Below are 16,024 nucleotides of genomic sequence, written 5' to 3'. Positions count from 1 at the left end.
ACCTACATCAGGTCCACGAGCACCCCGAGTTCGCGGGAGTCGTACCAGCTCATCAGGTTGTCCTCACAGTCGCCGAGGGTGATCTCCGCGTCCTCGTCGCCGAGGTCGGCAGCGTCGACGGCGTCGATCGCCGCCGCCGTGGCGGGTTCATTCCCCTCGTCATCGACGTGGATCGCGGCCAGGTCGTCCACCGAGATCACCGGCGAGTCCAACCGGACGACGGACTCCCCCTTGTCCGGATCCGGGGTGACGGCGCCGTCGTCCAGGTCAACAGAGACCACGACCCGCCGGTGCGGGAAACGTTCCTCGTCACCGATGCCCAGCAGGCGGAGGGACGCCCGGGCCGCTTCGAGGAATGCCGCGTACGACATCTCCTCGTCGTCACCCGCCGTGTAGAACTCCCGCAGTGCAGGAGTGAGGGCGAAACCGATCCCGGAGCGCACGGGCATCTGCCCGTCACGGGCGAGGGTCCCGAGCATGTCGAAGGTAGCGGGGACGAAGACGCGCATCCTAGTAGGTCCCTTCCAGCCCGAGCAGCCCGGAGATCTCCACGATTGCACGGTCGAACTGCTGGTAGTACACACCGATCAACCCGGATTCCACCGCGCCCTTGATGTTGAGGATCGAGTCATCCACGAGGATGCAGTCACTCACGTCCACCTCGAGCCGGTCGGCGGTGATCATGAAGATCTCGGGGTCGGGTTTGTCCACACCGACCTCACCCGAGAGCACGACGGTGTCGACGTACCCGGCCTCCTGCCATGTACGGATCGGGTCAGCACCCGGACCACCCGGATCATTCGAGAGGATCGCCGTTCCATAGCCGGCGTCCCTGGCCGCGGTAAGGACCTTGCGCCAGCGACGACGGTCCTCCTCCGCTCCGTCGAGGACGCCACAGTAGTCCACAATCAATGCTCGCATATCTCACATTGTGCCACGCTGGGCGCTATCATCGTCGAGCATGGGGGCTGTACCGGGGAACACCGACGAAAAGACACCTGCGACACCAGTGAAGACGCGGTACGAGGCGGTGCCTGGGCTGGTCTATCTCCGCCGCCCGGTGCCCGTGGTCGAGGCGGCGGAGAACTCCGGGACGGGACGGGGCCAGGACAACAGCACGACCCCGCCTCCGTCCGACGACATTCCGCCCGCTCCTGCGGTGCGTTCCCGCGTCGGCATGCTCGTGGGGGTCTGGCTGGAGGTCCTCGACGGGCGTCGTCCGGTGTCCGTCCTCCGGAAAGGTCCGTTCTCACCACGGGTCGCCGACGACCTGCGTGGCAGGATCCGCGATGCCCGCCCCGGACCCGGTGCCACCCCACCACAGACCGCGTCCCGGGTGCTGAGCGTCCACCTGCCGCCCACCCACCGCGAACGGCTGACGTTCACTGCCAGCGTCGCCCACGGTAACCGGGTTCGCGCCGTCGCCGGCCACCTCTCACGCTACGACGGACAGTGGCGTATCGAGACGGTGACCCTGATCTGAGCCGGACCTAGCCGCCGATGATGGTCTTCGGCACCGACTTCTGCTGCTCCTGCTCCTGGGACGTCCGGGTGTCGGCCGGGTCGTCGACGTTCAACGGTCCCTCTGCCTGCTCCGGCTCCTTCGCCTTGAGCTGCTTACGCACGAGGAAGAGCTGACGGATCGTCTCCTCCTTGATGCCGTCGTTCATCCGGCCGAACATGTCGCCACCCTCACGCTGGTACTCGACCAACGGGTCACGCTGCGCCATGGCGCGCAGGCCGATGCCCTCCTTGAGGTAGTCCATCTCGTAGAGATGCTCGCGCCACTTCTGGTCGACGACGTTGAGCACCACACCGCGCTCCATGCCGCGCATCTGCTCCTCGCCACCGACGGAGGTGACGGACTCCTCCAGCTCGTCGTAGAGCTTGTGGGCGTCCTCCTGCAGGGCACGCAGCAGCTGAGAAGCGGTCAGCTCACCGGCGGAACCGTACTCGGTGCCGTCGATCAGCTCGGTGGAGGTCACCGAGGGGCCGTAGAGCGAGTCCAACGCGGACCAGAGTTCGTCGAGGTCCCAGTCCTCCACGTATCCCTCGGCGGTGGCGCCGTCGACGTAGGCGGCGATGGTGTCGTCCATCATGGTGCGGACGTTGGAGGCGATGTCCTCGCCCTCGAGGATCTGACGACGCTCGCGGTAGATGACCTTGCGCTGCTCGTTGAGTACCTCGTCGTACTTCAGCACGTTCTTGCGCATCTCGAAGTTGGAGTTCTCCACCTGCGACTGCGCGCCCTTGATCGCGTTGGTGACCATCTTCGAGTCGATGGGCATGTCGTCCGGCACGTTGAGCCGGGTCATGAGGTTCTCCATCGTCTGTCCGACGAAGCGGGTCATCAGATCGTCACGCATCGACAGGTAGAACCTGGTCTCCCCCGGGTCGCCCTGGCGCGCCGAGCGGCCACGCAACTGATTGTCGATACGCCGGGACTCGTGACGCTCCGTGGCCAGCACATACAGACCACCGACCTCGCAGACCTTCTCTGCCTCTTCCTTCGACTTCTGGCGGGCCTTGACGATCTCCTCGTCCCAGGCCTCCTGGTACGCCTCGGGATCCTCGACGGGGTCGAGGCCACGCTCACGCAACGTGAGGTCGCAGATGATGTCCGGGTTGCCACCGAGCACGATGTCGGTACCACGGCCCGCCATGTTCGTCGCCACCGTGACGGCCTTGAGACGACCGGCCTGCGCGACGAACTCGGCCTCCTTCTCGTGCTGCTTGGCGTTGAGCACGTTGTGGCGGATATGGCGGGCCTGCAGGAGCTTCGACAGGTACTCGGAACGCTCCACAGAGGTCGTGCCGACCAGCACCGGCTGGCCCTTCTCGACACGCTCGGCGATGTCCTCGGCGACAGCCTCGAACTTCGCCTCCTGGGTCTTGTACACCAGGTCGATGTTGTCGTGGCGCTGGTTGGGCTTGTTGGTGGGGATCGCCGCGACGTCAAGCTTGTAGATCGACTTCAGCTCCGCGGCCTCGGTCTCCGCCGTACCGGTCATACCGGCCAACTTGTCGTACAGGCGGAAGTAGTTCTGCAGGGTCACCGTGGCGAGGGTCTGGTTCTCGTTCTTGATCTCCACGCCCTCCTTCGCCTCGATCGCCTGGTGCATGCCCTCGTTGTAACGGCGTCCGTCGAGGATGCGCCCGGTGAATTCATCGACGATGACGACCTCACCCTTGCGGACGATGTAGTCCTTGTCCCTGGTGAACAGCTCCTTGGCCTTGATGGCGTTGTTGAGGTAGCTGACCAGCTGGGAGTGCTCCGGCGAATAGAGGTTGTCGATGCCGAGCTGGTCCTCGACGAACTCGACGCCCTCCTCCTTGACACCCACGGTCTTCTTCTTCGGGTCGACCTCGTAGTGGATGTCCAGTGTCATCTTCGGCACGATGCGCGCGAAAGCGGTGAACCACTGGGATGACCCGGACACCGGGCCTGAGATGATCAAGGGCGTACGTGCCTCGTCGATGAGGATCGAATCGACCTCGTCGACGATGGCGTAGTTGTGCCCACGCTGGACCAGGTCGTCCAGGGAGTGTGCCATGTTGTCACGCAGGTAGTCGAAACCGAACTCGTTGTTCGTCCCGTAGGTGACGTCGGCGGCATAGGCCTTGCGGCGGTCGGCCGGACGCTTGCCGGACAAGATGACGTCCACGTCGAGACCGAGGAAGCGGTGGACACGGCCCATCCACTCCGAGTCACGCCGGGCGAGGTAGTCGTTGACCGTGACGACGTGGACACCCTTGCCAGACAACCCGTTGAGGTAGGCGGGGAGCACACAGGTCAGGGTCTTGCCCTCACCGGTCTTCATCTCGGCGACATACCCCCAGTGCAGGGCGGCACCACCCATGACCTGCACCTTGTAGTGCTTCTGACCCAAGACGCGCCACGATGCCTCGCGGGCCGTGGCGAAAGCCTCGAGAAGGATGTCGTCGAGACTCTCACCCTTCTCGAGACGAGCGCGGAATTCGGCGGTCTTGCCCTGCAGTTCCTCATCCGAGAGGGCGGAGTACTCGTCCTCCTTGGCGATGACCTGGTCCGCGATCGCGGACAGTCGCTTGACGGCGCGGCCTTCACCGAGGCGGAGAATCTTCGAAAGTCCTAGCACGTGCTACTCGTCCCTTACCTTGTGTTGCACCTGTGGGTTCTTGCTGGCGTTCTTGCTCACGTTCTTGCTCGGAGTCTTGCACCGGTACGACTGCACCCATGCGAGATCAGTCTTTCAGTCTACCTCCGCCACCGTGGCTTGCACAGCAGGAGATTCCGGCAATGCCGTTCACACGGCACGACCGACGCCCCGGGGAACGGTGTCCCCGGGGCGTCGGCCACCGGACGGTGCGGGCGGTACGTGCCCGACCAACCTCTACTCTGCGTCGTCAGTGAGGGCGATCAGACCGTAGTCGTAGGCACGACGGCGGTACACCACCGACGGGCGACCGGTCGCCTCGTTGACGAAGAGGTAGAAGTCGTGGCCCACCAGCTCCATCTCGCTCAGCGCATCATCCACGCTGATCGGTGTCGCCGGGTGCTCCTTCTCACGGACGACACGCCCGGGCTGGAACTGCTCGGCGTAGGGGTCCACGTCGAAAGGACCGGGCTCTGCCGCGGCTTCCTGCTCAGCCTCCTGGACAAGGTCAGCGGTGGCTTCGCCGACGGAGACCGGGGCACGGTGCCCGGAACGGGAGATCTTACGGCGGGCCTTCACCTTGCGCAGGGACCGCTCCATCTTGGCGATGGCCGCCTCCAGGGCGGCGTAGAAGGAGTCCTCCTTCGCTTCGGCACGCGCGATATGGCCCTTGCCGGTGGCGGTGATCTGGATGCGGTCGGACTCGTCTGCACGCCGCGGATTGCGCTCATGCTGGAGTTCCACATGGAAGTACGTGAGGGTCGGATCGAGCCGTTCGACCTTGGCGAGCTTCGCGTTCACCCGCTCTGCGAAGTGCTCGGGGATCTCCACGTTACGGCCGGTGATCTCCACCTGCGCCTCCGGAGCAGCACCCTCTGCCGTGATGTCCTGCTGGTTCTGGACGGTCATACTCATCCTCCCGGTCTCCGCGCCGCCTGTCACCGGTGAACGGGATTGTCCACCGACTACTTGCTGGCGACATCTTCCCTCCCGATAGTACCGACGTTCCCGTGGTGTGGGGGCGAGCATGTCCGGTCATGCCCCCGGTGATCTACCCCCTGCTCGTCGGCACCGGTATTCACGCCTGCGCGATCACCACGCCGGCGCTGGTCACCACCCCACGGGCCGCGAGTGCCGAGGCGAATCTCGACAATGTTGCCCCCGTGGTGCTGACATCGTCGACCAGACAGGCCGTGGCCCCGGGCTCCCTGAGAACCCGGACGGCCCGCTGCAGTTCCGTCTGGTCGATCCGCAGATTCGCGGCGATGTTCGCCGTCCGCTCACCCCGTCCGAGACCCACCGAATCCCGTGCCCCCGGCGCGAGGGTCGCTGCCGCGACGACATGCACACCAGCACCGAGTTCCCGGCGGGCCGCCTCCGCGGACCGCTCGACGATGCACCCCCCGCGGTTCTTCGCCGCACGTCTGGTCGTCGGAGCCGGAAGCAGGACAAGAGGAGCCAGCCTCGGGTCCGCCAGTACTCCCCGGGCCACGAGATGACGCACGGTACCCGCCAAGACAGCGCCCGCCACGCGGACGGCGTCGGGACGTCGCTGTTCCTTCGCCGCCAGCACGACGCCCCGGTGCGGACCTCCGTACATACCTGCGGCGAAGACCGGCGGTGCCCAGGTGTCCGCAACTCTCGACGGCACCCGGCGCAGCTCATGCGCGCAGCCCCGGCACAGCGACAGTCCCGCCACCGCCGGTGGCGCGTCCGCCGTACCGCAGGCCACGCAGTCGTCACGCCAGACCAGGCCGGCGAGCTCCCCCACCCGAAACCCGCTCATTAACCCGCTCATTGCCTCTCCTCTTCCCCCGTGAGTGTCCTGCCGCCTGTCTACACCTACTTCGACAGGATAGGCACCGCCCGGGCCCCCTGGAGTGCCGGGACCTCCCGCCAGAACCGTGCCTCAGGGTCCTCGTCGTCCAGTTGCAGCATCGCCCGGGAATCGAGGATGTACTGTACAGATCCCGCGGACCCCACCGCCACCACCGGGGCGGTGATGTTGCGGCTGGACAACTGCGACGCCTCCGATCCGTCGACGGTCACGGCCCAGACAGGCGCATCGTTGGCCCGGGTACCCACAAGAAGGGTCCCGTCGTCACGCCAGTCGACCGACAGGGCGGTGTCGCCGACCCGCTGACCGACCTCCATCGGCGTACCCAGCGTCATCGAGCCTCCGCCGTCACCGCCACGCTGCAGAACGCTGATGAACAGTCTGCCGTTGATCAGCATCGCGGCCCTCGTCCCGTCCCGCGACACCGTGAACACGCTGATCCTGGGATCGTCGATGTCGAGGGTGCCCAGAGACGAGGTGTCCACCGTGGACTCGTCCATCTGAATGCCTGAGCCGGTGGGTTCGAGCCGGTGGACCCTCCTGCCGTCAGCGACGACATACAGGTTCTGTGCGTCTCCGCTCCACGACGGTCGGGACAGGGAACGTGCGGTCAGTGCGGTGACGGGTTCTCCACCGACATCCCCGACCAGCAGGGAACGTTCGCCGTCACCCCGGCCCGACACGGCGGCGATCCTGTCGTCCGCACCCCCGGCTGCCCCGGCCGACGCGGCGGATTCGAGTTGGCCTGACGACGTCCACCCGGACAACGTCACCCCGGAGTCGCCCTCGACCTCGACCAGCGCGCCGTCGCGCAGCGCCCTCAACGGTTCATCGGAGGTCTTCTGCGGATCAAGGTCGGAGACGTCCGCCAGCGTCCAGTCCTCCCGCCCGTTGTCGGTGATGGACGTGCCGTCCGCCAGGATCCGGTACGGACCCCGCACATCGGACATGGCCAGCGTCCACACGAGCTGTCCGGCCAGGACCTCGCGGTCATCCACCGACAGGTCGGCGATACCGGTGATGTCCACGGTGAACGTCCCGTCCTCCTCGACGGCGGCCTGAATGCCGTTACCGGAGGGGAACTCGGTTTCCACGGCGTCCTGAAGCTGATTACGTGGCCCGCCGGCCAGCAGGGAGACCAGTGAGAAACCGATGTTGTCCTGGCGGTTGTAGATCCATCGCCGGTCCGGGACGAGGAACCGTTTGGTCGGGTCCAGGAAGTAGAGGTCATGGGCCTGGTAGGCGCTCACGAAATCGCTGCGGTCCAGGATCACCCCGTCGGGAAGGTCGGTGATGCGCCATCCGCTCTCGCCCCTCTCCAGCGTGACCTCCTCCTCATAGGGACTGCTCTCCGGCTGGTAGACACCACCGGTACCGAGACGCCCGACCACGGTGCCGCGCACGACATAGGTCACCTCGTCTCCCGAGGCCCCGCCGGTGGCGTTGAGGTCCAGCCGGTCCAGGATCAGCGTCGAGACACTGTCCTGCCACTCATCCGCCGCAGAATTCGTCAGGAACTCCTTGGCCGCCTGACGGTTGTTCGCCTGGTGGGTCGACGCCAGGTAGAAATCCCGCAGCAGAAGGTCCGGCGGCTGCCCCTCAGACGGGGTCGGCAGGTTGCCGGCGTCCGGGGTGGACACATAGGACGAGACCGCTTCGGGGGTCGACTCCCCGGGAAGCGTGGTACAGGCGACAAGTCCTCCCGCCATCACCGCCGCCGTGAGCAGAGCCCCGACCTGACGTACACCGTCAACTCTTGTCATCGTCGCCCTCCTCACCATGTGGGTCGCTCTCCGAGTCACCTTCCGAGTCACCTTCCGGGTCGCCGTCCACGTCGAACGCCGAATCCATGTCCTCCGCCTCCTGGAGAGCGGTGCGCAGTTCCTCCTCAGTCAACCCCTCAAAGGCACTGAGGTCGACCCCGAAGGTTTCCACGGAACCAGCCGTGACATCGACCGAGTCGAGACGGTCAACAGGTTCATCCGGTACGGCACCGTTCCCGTCGTCACCCATGTTGTCCTCCGCACCGTCGTCCACGTCGTCCGGTCCGTCGGCGACGACCCCGTCTGCGGAATCGCCGGTCTCACCGCCGTCGACGCCCTCCGAGGTGTAGACGGTGTCCGCGGCGGACTCGGCCGCGGACGACGCGACCGACAGGCCGTCCGAGGCCGCCTGCGCAGGTACATCCACCGGGGGTGCCTCGGGCTGCTCGTCCACGACATCGACGGAACCGGACGGCGTCTCGCCCGACCCGCCCTCGTGCTCGGACGGCTCGGTCAGCTCAGTCAGCTCAGTCAGCTCAAGGACCTCCGACTCTTCAGGACGGTCCACCTCCAGTGGCAACGGTGAGGTGCGCACCTCCTGCCCCGGCTTGCGGGGCAGGGTCAGACGGAAACACGCCCCGACCCCCGGTTCACCGGTCGCCTCGAGTCGTCCGCCGTGCAACTGGGCGTCCTCCTTGGCGATGGCCAGTCCCAACCCGGTGCCACCGGTCTTGCGCTCGCGAGAGGGGTCCGAACGCCAGAACCGGTTGAACACCAGGTCCGCCTCCCCCGGCTTCAGGCCCATGCCATGGTCGACCACGGTCACCGCCAGTGATTCCGCACCACGCCGCATCGTGACCCGCACAGGACGACTCTCACTGTGGTCGATGGCGTTGGCCAGGAGATTACGCAGAATACGTTCGACCCGTCGGGAGTCCACCTCCTCCATAACCGGCTCATCCGGCAGGTCGAGCTGGATCTCACAGCCGACCTCCTCCGCCAGGGCCCGCAACTGTCCCATGGTGGACTTCACCACACCGCGGACGTCGATCAGTTCCCGGGACAGGTTCGCGACACCGGCGTCGTGCCGGGAGATCTCCAGCAGGTCACCGAGCAGCATCTCGAAACGGTCGAGCTCGGCGTTCATCAACTCGGAGGCACGGCGGGTCACCGGATCAAGGTCCTCTGAGTTGGCGTGGATCAGGTCTGCGGCCATCCGTACCGTGGTCAGTGGCGTCCGCAGCTCGTGGGAGACATCGGAGGTGAACTGCTGCTGCAGCGAACCGAACTCCTCCAGCTGGCGGATCTGGTAGGAGAGGTTCTCCGCCATCTCGTTGAAACTGATCGCCAGCCGGGCAACCTCGTCCTGACCGTCCACCGCCATCCGCTCGCGCATGTGTCCGGCCGCGAAACGCTCGGCGATCCGTGACGCGGTGCGCACCGGCACAGTGAGCTGCTGGGAGAACACCCAGGCGATGACGACGAGCAGCACCATCAGCACCACGGCCCCCGCCAGCAGCAGACCACGCATGAGAGCCATCGTGGACTCTTCGTTGTCCAGGGGCATGACCAGGTAGAGCTCGAGGCCCTGGATGTCCGATTCGACCGGCGACCCGATGATCAGGGCCTTGTAGGCACCGCCGGCGGCGTCCACGGTGGTGTACTGCACCGAGACCTGGCCCTGCCGGACGAAATCGCGCAGCGAATCCGGGACCGGATTGGTCTCCGGACTGGAGATGTCGCCGCCGGTCAGGTCGGACGCGATGATCACCGGCTCGTACACCGTGCCCGTCGACCCCTGTTCCGACTCTGCGGTGCGGTCGCTCAGCGCCGCCCGGGCGTTGTTGATGCGCATCTGCGGCGACGTGGCGGAATCGGTGTTGCGGATCTGCTCCTCGACGATGCCGCGGGCCCGGTCGATCTCGTCGGTGGCTGCGTTGTACTTGGCGTCGAGCAGCTGCTGGCCGACGAAGCTGGTCAACACGAAACCGAGGGCCAGGATCACCAGCAGCGAGGACGCGAAGACACTGCCGATGACCCGCAGCTGGATCGACGTCCGCCACCGCTGGGCGAGCTTCTCGGAGAACTTCCGGGCGAACCGGACCGGCCGCCGGAGAAAGATCCTGAGACCATCGAGGAAACCGATGTCCCCGAGCTCTCCCCGGGGTGCTCTGCGAGGGTCACTGTCCGTGTCCCCCGCCCGGCCGTTCTGGCTGCGGTTGCGCCGACGGTCACCGTCCCTGACCACCGGGAGCGCAGGGCGACCGAGACGGTCACCGTGGCGCCTCCCGGCGCCGGTGCCCGTCTCGTCCTGTGGTTCGTCCCCTGACCTCGATGCCATGGGTCGCTGTCCGTCCTACTCCCCGGTCTTGTAACCGACCCCGCGGACGGTCTGGATGATGGTCGGGTTGTCCGGGTCCTTCTCCACCTTCGACCGCAGACGCTGGATGTGCACGTTGACCAGGCGCGTGTCACTGGATTTACGGTAACCCCACACCCGCTCGAGCAGTTCTTCGCGGGAGAACACCTGACGTGGCCGGGACGCCAGGGTGGTGAGCAGCTCGAACTCGATGGGGGTCAGGGAGATCGGCTGTCCCTTGCGGGTGACCTGGTGTCCGCCGAAGTCGATCGTGAGGTCGGAGACCTTCACCGACTCCGGCACGTCCTCCGGTGTGCGTCGCAGTCGCGCCCGCACCCGCGCCACGAGTTCCTTGGGTTTGAAGGGTTTCGGCACGTAGTCGTCCGCGCCCGTCTCCAGGCCGAGTACCACGTCCACCGTGTCCGTCTTGGCGGTGAGCATCACGATGGGGACAGTGGAGAATTCCCGCACCGCACGGCACACGTCGATACCGCTCATGCCTGGAAGCATGAGGTCGAGGAGGATGAGGTCGGGATTCTCGCGTTCCGCGGCCTCCACGGCCTGCGGCCCGTCCCCCACGACGACCGTGTCGAAACCTTCGCCCTGCAGGACGATGGTCAGCATCTCCGAGATTGCGGGGTCGTCGTCGACGACGAGAACTTTCTCTGCCATGGGGTTCAGTCTGTCACAAACGTTTCCGGTAGGCGGTAGGACCTCCCCGTGAAGATCGCTATCTATCGCTATCTATCGCTATCTATTGTCCCCGGAGTCAGCGATCACGGCATCGACGAGATCGCTGACCGCCGTCTCCACGTCCGCGCGTTCACCGGAGTTGTCCAACGTCCACCACGGTGACCGCCATTGTGCCGCAGCCAGGGAGCGGTATGCCCCCAGGGTCCGCGCCTGGAGACCACCGTCACGCTCATATGCGTCGGCGGCACGGGACGCGTCGTGCTCCGCCCGCTCCGCCACACGCCCGGACGCCACGTCATCCGGGACGTCGACGAGGATCTGGACGTCCGGCACGGGCGTCCCCAGGCTCGTGAACTCGAGGTCCTCGACCCACCGGACGATCTCACTGGTGGGCACCTCCCGGTCGGTGACGTCCAGACGCGCCGCCGAGTAGGCCGCGTTGGACGCGACATACCGGTCGAGCAACACCACATATCCGTCGGCGTCGAAGTCTGCGAGATCCGCGGCGACTTCCGCGCGGTCGAGCGCGAACAGCGTGGCCATACCGTGGACGGAGTCGACGAGATCACCCATCTCCCCGTGCAGTGCGGCGGAGGCGAGCTGCGCGTGCACCGACTGCTCGTACCGCGGGAAGGCCAGCCGGGCCACCGGGATCTCCCGGGACAGCAGCTCGGCCTCCAGGGCACTCACGCAGGTGTTCTTGCCTGCACCGTCGATCCCCTCGAACGCGATGATCATCAGTAGCGGTAGTGCTCGGGCTTGAAGGGTCCCTCGACGTCGACGCCGATGTACTCCGCCTGCTCCTTGGTCAACGTGGTGAGTTCCCCGCCCAGGGCCTCCACGTGGATCCTGGCGACCTTCTCGTCGAGGATCTTCGGCAGGCGGTAGACCTCGTTACCGTACTGGTCACCGTTGGTGAACAGCTCGATCTGGGCGATGGTCTGGTCGGCGAAGGAGTTCGACATCACGAAGCTGGGGTGACCGGTGGCGTTGCCGAGGTTCAGCAGCCGTCCCTCGGAAAGCACGACGATGCTGACAACGTCGCTGTCGTCGCCGTCGGTGCGGGGGAAGGTGAACTCGTCGACCTGGGGCTTGATGGTGGTGCGGGCGACATCCTCGCGGTGCAGCAGGGCAGCCATGTCGATCTCGTTGTCGAAGTGGCCGATGTTGCCGAGCAGTGCGTGGTTCTTCATCTTGCGCATCTGGTCGAAGGTGATGATTCCCAGGTTGCCCGTCGAGGTGATGACGATGTCCGCCTCACCGATGGCGCTGTCGACGGTCACGACGGGGTAGCCGTCCATCAGCGCCTGCAGGGCGTTGATCGGGTCGGCCTCGGTGACCTTCACCCGTGCACCCTGTCCCTTGAATGCCTCGGCGACGCCCTTGCCGACGTCCCCGTATCCGCAGACGAGGACGGCCTTGCCGCCGACGAGCATGTCCGTGGCACGGTTGATGCCGTCCAGCAGGCTGTGGCGGGTGCCGTAACGGTTGTCGAACTTCGACTTGGTCACCGCGTCGTTGACGTTCATCGCCGGGAACGGCAGGGTGCCCTGCTCCGCGAAGTGGTAGAGGCGGTGGACGCCGGTGGTGGTCTCCTCGGTCACGCCCTTGACGGCCTTGGCTGCCTCGGTCCACCGGCTGTCATCCCGGCTGAAGACGCGCCCGAGCATCCCGAGGAATGCCTGGTATTCGTCGGAGTCCTCGGCCGAGGGCTCCGGGACGATGCCGTTGCCCTCGAACTCGCTGCCGGTGATGACCGCCATGGTGGCGTCGCCGCCGTCGTCCAGGATCATGTTCGGACGGGAGTCGCCCCAGTCGAAGATCTGCTCCAGGCACCACCAGTATTCGTCGAGGGTCTCTCCCTTCCAGGCGAACACCGGCACCCCCTGGGGATCCTCCGGGGTTCCGGCACCGACGACGACCGCAGCCGCAGCCTCGTCCTGGGTGGAGAAGATGTTGCAGGACGCCCAGCGCACTTCCGCGCCGAGCGCCGTGAGGGTTTCGATCAGGACGGCGGTCTGCACCGTCATGTGGATGGACCCGGCGATCCGAGCGCCTGCCAGCGGCTGTTCGTCGGCGTACTCACGGCGCAGCTCCATCAGGCCCGGCATCTCGTACTCGGCGAGGCGGATCTGGTGACGTCCAGCTTCTGCAAGGGACAGGTCCCGGACCTTGTACTGCAGGGGGGTGCCGTTGGCACCGGTGCCGTCGTGGATGTCGACGGACGGTGCGACGAAATCTGCCATGGGGTGATACTCCTCAAGCTTCAGGGGACGATGATGACTCTGCTGACGTCGTGTCAACCCTATCCCCCGACACCACGGAGCCGCTCACGGAGGGGTCGACCCGCTCACCCCGGGTCAGCTCAGGGCTTCCACGGCGGTCTCCAACCCGTCGGGCGCCTCGTCGCCCGCGGCCTCGAGCTCGGTGTCCAGCAGCGCCAGCGCAGCCTCCTGCAGGGCATCGGGGCACTGCCCGATCCCCTCGCGGATGAACGGGTGCTCATCGGCCACGGTGGCGGAGGTGAACGGGGCCCCGGACCAGATGGCGGCCACCGTCGCCGCACACAGACCGTTGATGTAGTCGGGGTCCACGGCCCTTCCCTCGTCCCCGGCGTCGGAATCCTGTGCCAGCGTGCAGGCGTCCTGCAACGCCTCCACGAGCGCCTCACCTTCCAGATCATCGCAGTCGGCCAGGAAATCGGTGTTGGTGTCGTCCGCGAAGACGGTTTCATCCCAGGTACTCATGTCGTTCCCTCTCATGCTCGTGTCGTCCACCTGAGAATAGTCGGCACCCCACCGACACGTCTCGCCTACTCCCCCGGCGGCAGACCGCCACCCCGCCGAAGATCACGGTTTGATTTCAATACTTCGCCGAATCTACCGCCCCGCAACACCGCCCCGGGCCCGCCTCCCCAGCCGTGGACATCATTGACATGTCCACCAAAACCCCACGGCAACCGTGGGTTCCCATAAAATTCAGTAACGTTCGGGTCTTCCACCCCGTTGGATATGAATGATAGGCTTGCGACAGATCGTGATCTAACCGTGACATTTACCCGGTCGACGACCTCAGACGAAAGGAGGGTCACCGTGGACTACGAACTGGAACCCGAACGGCCGACGGACAATCCCCCGGCCGTCGACGCCAGCTCCACCGAGCACCACGAGTCACTGCTCCGCGCCGAGGCTGCCCGCGCGTCCCGGACCAACCGGGTCCTCGGCTCCTTTGTGGTCGCCGGCTTCGCCGCCGCCACCATCGTCGGCGTCGTCACATGGCAGAACGTCTCACCCAGCCACGACGACGGGCCGGTCCCGGTTGAGGAGGCCGCCGCCGGCGGCTCACTGCCGTCCTCGGAGGAGGCCTCGACCGGGAGCCCCGGAGAGGATCACCGGCCAACGGGGTCGACGTCACCGGACTCTGACGGCTCGGGTTCTGACAACGGGTCCGCTGTTCGGTCCTCCGACTCACGGAATGACCACGTCACCCCCTTGACCGCGGATCAGTACGCACCGCCGAACGCATGGAGTGGGGACCAGTTCGTCACCCCCGGCCAGTACCCGGCCGAGGACGACGAGGACGCAGCCCAGGATGATGCGGCCGGTACCCCGACGAACGGGGCCGACAGCGACGCAGACGGGGGGAACTCCGTCGGGAACACGCCCGGCGAGGGCGACAACGGTGGCAGCTCGCCGGAGCGTCCGTCGCTCACCGATCTCCTGCCCTCCATCCCCGGGGTGCCGTCACTCCCCGGAAATGAAGGGTCAGACGGCGGCGACACGCCCGAAGACACCGGGGCCCCGGAGTCGACTGAACCCACGGAACCGGCCGAGTCCACCGACCCTGCCGTACCGACGGAGCCCACTGGGCCGACTGGGCCGACTGGGCCGTCCGAGTCTGCGGATCCCTCAGCGTCGGACAATCCTGGGCGTCCCACCGGGGAACGCACGCCGGACAGTCCGAATGGCCCGGACGAAACGGTGACGGACACCACCGGCCCCACCCCCTGATCAGCGGCCCACCGGGAAGTGGAAAGCAGCGCTTTCTGTCAGCCCACCGTGGCGATGAAGAAGTGTCCGCGCCCGCTGGCGGTAACCCCCCTCGCTGAGGCCGGTACCCAGGCGGCCTGTCCCGGGGACAGGCGGAGACCGTCCTCGCCGGTGCCCGCGACCGCAACCTCACCCTGCACACCGAGGACGATGGCCGGCCCGTCGACCCCGACCGCCTGGCCGTCATCGACGGACCGCAACCGGAACTCGGGCACCGGGGTGGGGAAAACCCCGTCCTCCCTGGGCAGCTGCACAGGATCAGGGGTGGGCGTGAAATCCACGACCTTCATCAGCTCCGGGACGTCCACATGCTTGGTGGTGAGACCACCGCGCAGCACGTTGTCCGAGTTCGCCATGACCTCCACACCGGTCCCGTGGAGGTAGGCGTGGAGGTTGCCTGCGGAAAGGAACAGGGCCTGCCCCGGTTCAAGCACGACGTGGTTGAGCAGCAGGGAAACCAGGATGCCCGCGTCACCCGGATGCTGCTCCGACAGGTCCAGGGCCGCCTTGGCCGGGCCCCGCATCCAGTCCTCCGTCCCGGACTCCGGTTGCCCGGTCAACGTCCTGCAGGCGTCCAGGACCGCGTCGATCAGTTCGTGCCGGCGGTGGGACGGCAGTGAGATCCACGTCGTCACCAGCGCACGAAGTCCCTCGGAGTCGCCCACAGCACCGTTCAGGAGTTCGGTGTAACGGCCCAGCTCCGGCACGTCCAGCGCCTGGAGCAGGCTCCGGGTGTCCTCCACCGGCCGGAAACCTGCAAGCGCCTCGAAGCGGGTGAGGGCGACAAGCAGTTCCGGTTTGTGGTTGTCGTCTTTGTAGTTGCGTGTGGGCGAACCCGTCGGAAGCCCGGCGGCGTTCTCCCGCGCGAACCCCTCCACCGCCTGCTCTTTGGTGGGATGTGCCTGCAGGCTGAGCGCCTGATCTGCGGCGAGCAGCTTCAGCAGGAACGGAAGTCGACCGTCCGGTGCCGCGTCCCCCAGCTCACCACGCGGATCCACCGAGATCCGTTCCAGCAGGTCGGTCCCGTCCTGGGGCAATGTGCTGGGCGCCTCCGGGTGGGCCCCGAACCACAGTTCCGCCTCCGGACGCGAGGTCGGAGACGGCCGGCCGGTGAGTTCCGCCAGGGCCGTCCTGGAACCCCAGGGGTACGGCCTCAGGCTCCCCTCCATGAGCGAGACACCGGCCCG

The 16,024-nt window shown here is 66.5% G+C and carries 14 protein-coding genes; 2 read left to right on the top strand and 12 right to left on the bottom strand.

What is annotated here, in order from left to right; all coding sequences use genetic code 11:
• Positions 1 to 2: 2 nt before the first annotated feature.
• Together FS507_RS13455 and FS507_RS13450 are read right to left on the bottom strand one after the other, a co-directional pair.
• The gene (locus FS507_RS13455) at positions 3 to 509 is read right to left on the bottom strand and encodes a DUF6912 family protein (RefSeq protein WP_145943301.1); all 507 of its coding nucleotides are present in this window, start codon (positions 507 to 509) and stop codon (positions 3 to 5) included.
• Position 510: 1 nt separating this feature from the next.
• Positions 511 to 921, bottom strand: coding sequence for an HAD family hydrolase (locus FS507_RS13450; RefSeq protein ID WP_038546718.1), 411 nt, complete (start codon positions 919 to 921; stop codon positions 511 to 513).
• A 40-nt stretch (positions 922 to 961) separates the two neighbouring features.
• Between FS507_RS13450 and FS507_RS13445 the strand changes: the two genes are divergently transcribed.
• The gene (locus FS507_RS13445; protein ID WP_145943300.1) at positions 962 to 1,483 is read left to right on the top strand and encodes an Rv3235 family protein; all 522 of its coding nucleotides are present in this window, start codon (positions 962 to 964) and stop codon (positions 1,481 to 1,483) included.
• A 7-nt stretch (positions 1,484 to 1,490) separates the two neighbouring features.
• On the opposite strand, the gene secA is transcribed toward FS507_RS13445, so the two are convergent.
• From secA to FS507_RS13400, 9 genes are all read right to left on the bottom strand, one after another.
• On the bottom strand, positions 1,491 to 4,118 hold the full coding sequence (gene secA, locus FS507_RS13440; RefSeq protein ID WP_145943299.1) for a preprotein translocase subunit SecA: 2,628 nt from the start codon (positions 4,116 to 4,118) through the stop codon (positions 1,491 to 1,493).
• A gap of 255 nt (positions 4,119 to 4,373) precedes the next feature.
• The gene (gene hpf / locus FS507_RS13435) at positions 4,374 to 5,045 is read right to left on the bottom strand and encodes a ribosome hibernation-promoting factor, HPF/YfiA family (protein WP_075812224.1); all 672 of its coding nucleotides are present in this window, start codon (positions 5,043 to 5,045) and stop codon (positions 4,374 to 4,376) included.
• Between the two features lie 169 nt (positions 5,046 to 5,214).
• The gene (locus FS507_RS13430) at positions 5,215 to 5,922 is read right to left on the bottom strand and encodes a ComF family protein (RefSeq protein ID WP_260853472.1); all 708 of its coding nucleotides are present in this window, start codon (positions 5,920 to 5,922) and stop codon (positions 5,215 to 5,217) included.
• Positions 5,923 to 5,978: 56 nt separating this feature from the next.
• On the bottom strand, positions 5,979 to 7,736 hold the full coding sequence (gene lpqB / locus FS507_RS13425; protein WP_145943297.1) for an MtrAB system accessory lipoprotein LpqB: 1,758 nt from the start codon (positions 7,734 to 7,736) through the stop codon (positions 5,979 to 5,981).
• Positions 7,723 to 10,077 carry an MtrAB system histidine kinase MtrB gene (mtrB, locus tag FS507_RS13420; RefSeq protein WP_145943296.1) on the bottom strand — a complete coding sequence of 785 codons (2,355 nt, stop codon included), beginning with the start codon at positions 10,075 to 10,077 and terminating at the stop codon, positions 7,723 to 7,725. The genes lpqB and mtrB overlap by 14 nt, the downstream gene beginning before the upstream one ends.
• A gap of 15 nt (positions 10,078 to 10,092) precedes the next feature.
• Entirely contained in the window at positions 10,093 to 10,767 is a 675-nt protein-coding gene (gene mtrA, locus FS507_RS13415) for an MtrAB system response regulator MtrA (protein ID WP_075812228.1), read from the bottom strand.
• Positions 10,768 to 10,845: 78 nt separating this feature from the next.
• Positions 10,846 to 11,526, bottom strand: coding sequence for a dTMP kinase (locus FS507_RS13410; protein WP_145943295.1), 681 nt, complete (start codon positions 11,524 to 11,526; stop codon positions 10,846 to 10,848).
• Positions 11,526 to 13,034 (bottom strand): adenosylhomocysteinase, encoded by a 1,509-nt coding sequence (gene ahcY, locus FS507_RS13405; RefSeq protein WP_145943294.1) that lies wholly within the window; start codon positions 13,032 to 13,034, stop codon positions 11,526 to 11,528. Before ahcY ends, FS507_RS13410 begins: the two co-directional genes overlap by 1 nt.
• A gap of 114 nt (positions 13,035 to 13,148) precedes the next feature.
• A complete protein-coding gene (locus tag FS507_RS13400; protein WP_145943293.1) occupies positions 13,149 to 13,535 on the bottom strand; it encodes a DUF4259 domain-containing protein in 387 nt (128 codons plus the stop codon).
• A gap of 345 nt (positions 13,536 to 13,880) precedes the next feature.
• Here FS507_RS13400 and FS507_RS13395 point away from each other — a divergent pair, with 345 nt between their 5' ends.
• Complete coding sequence (locus FS507_RS13395; RefSeq protein ID WP_145943292.1) at positions 13,881 to 14,798, top strand: hypothetical protein; 918 nt, start codon at positions 13,881 to 13,883, stop codon at positions 14,796 to 14,798.
• A 38-nt stretch (positions 14,799 to 14,836) separates the two neighbouring features.
• On the opposite strand, the gene manA is transcribed toward FS507_RS13395, so the two are convergent.
• The gene (manA, locus tag FS507_RS13390) at positions 14,837 to 16,006 is read right to left on the bottom strand and encodes a mannose-6-phosphate isomerase, class I (protein WP_145943338.1); all 1,170 of its coding nucleotides are present in this window, start codon (positions 16,004 to 16,006) and stop codon (positions 14,837 to 14,839) included.
• Positions 16,007 to 16,024 lie beyond the last annotated feature (18 nt).

Source organism: Corynebacterium glyciniphilum AJ 3170 (assembly GCF_007673095.1).
Taxonomy (GTDB): Bacteria; Actinomycetota; Actinomycetes; order Mycobacteriales; family Mycobacteriaceae; genus Corynebacterium.
This window is presented reverse-complemented; position numbering and strand designations above follow the sequence as displayed.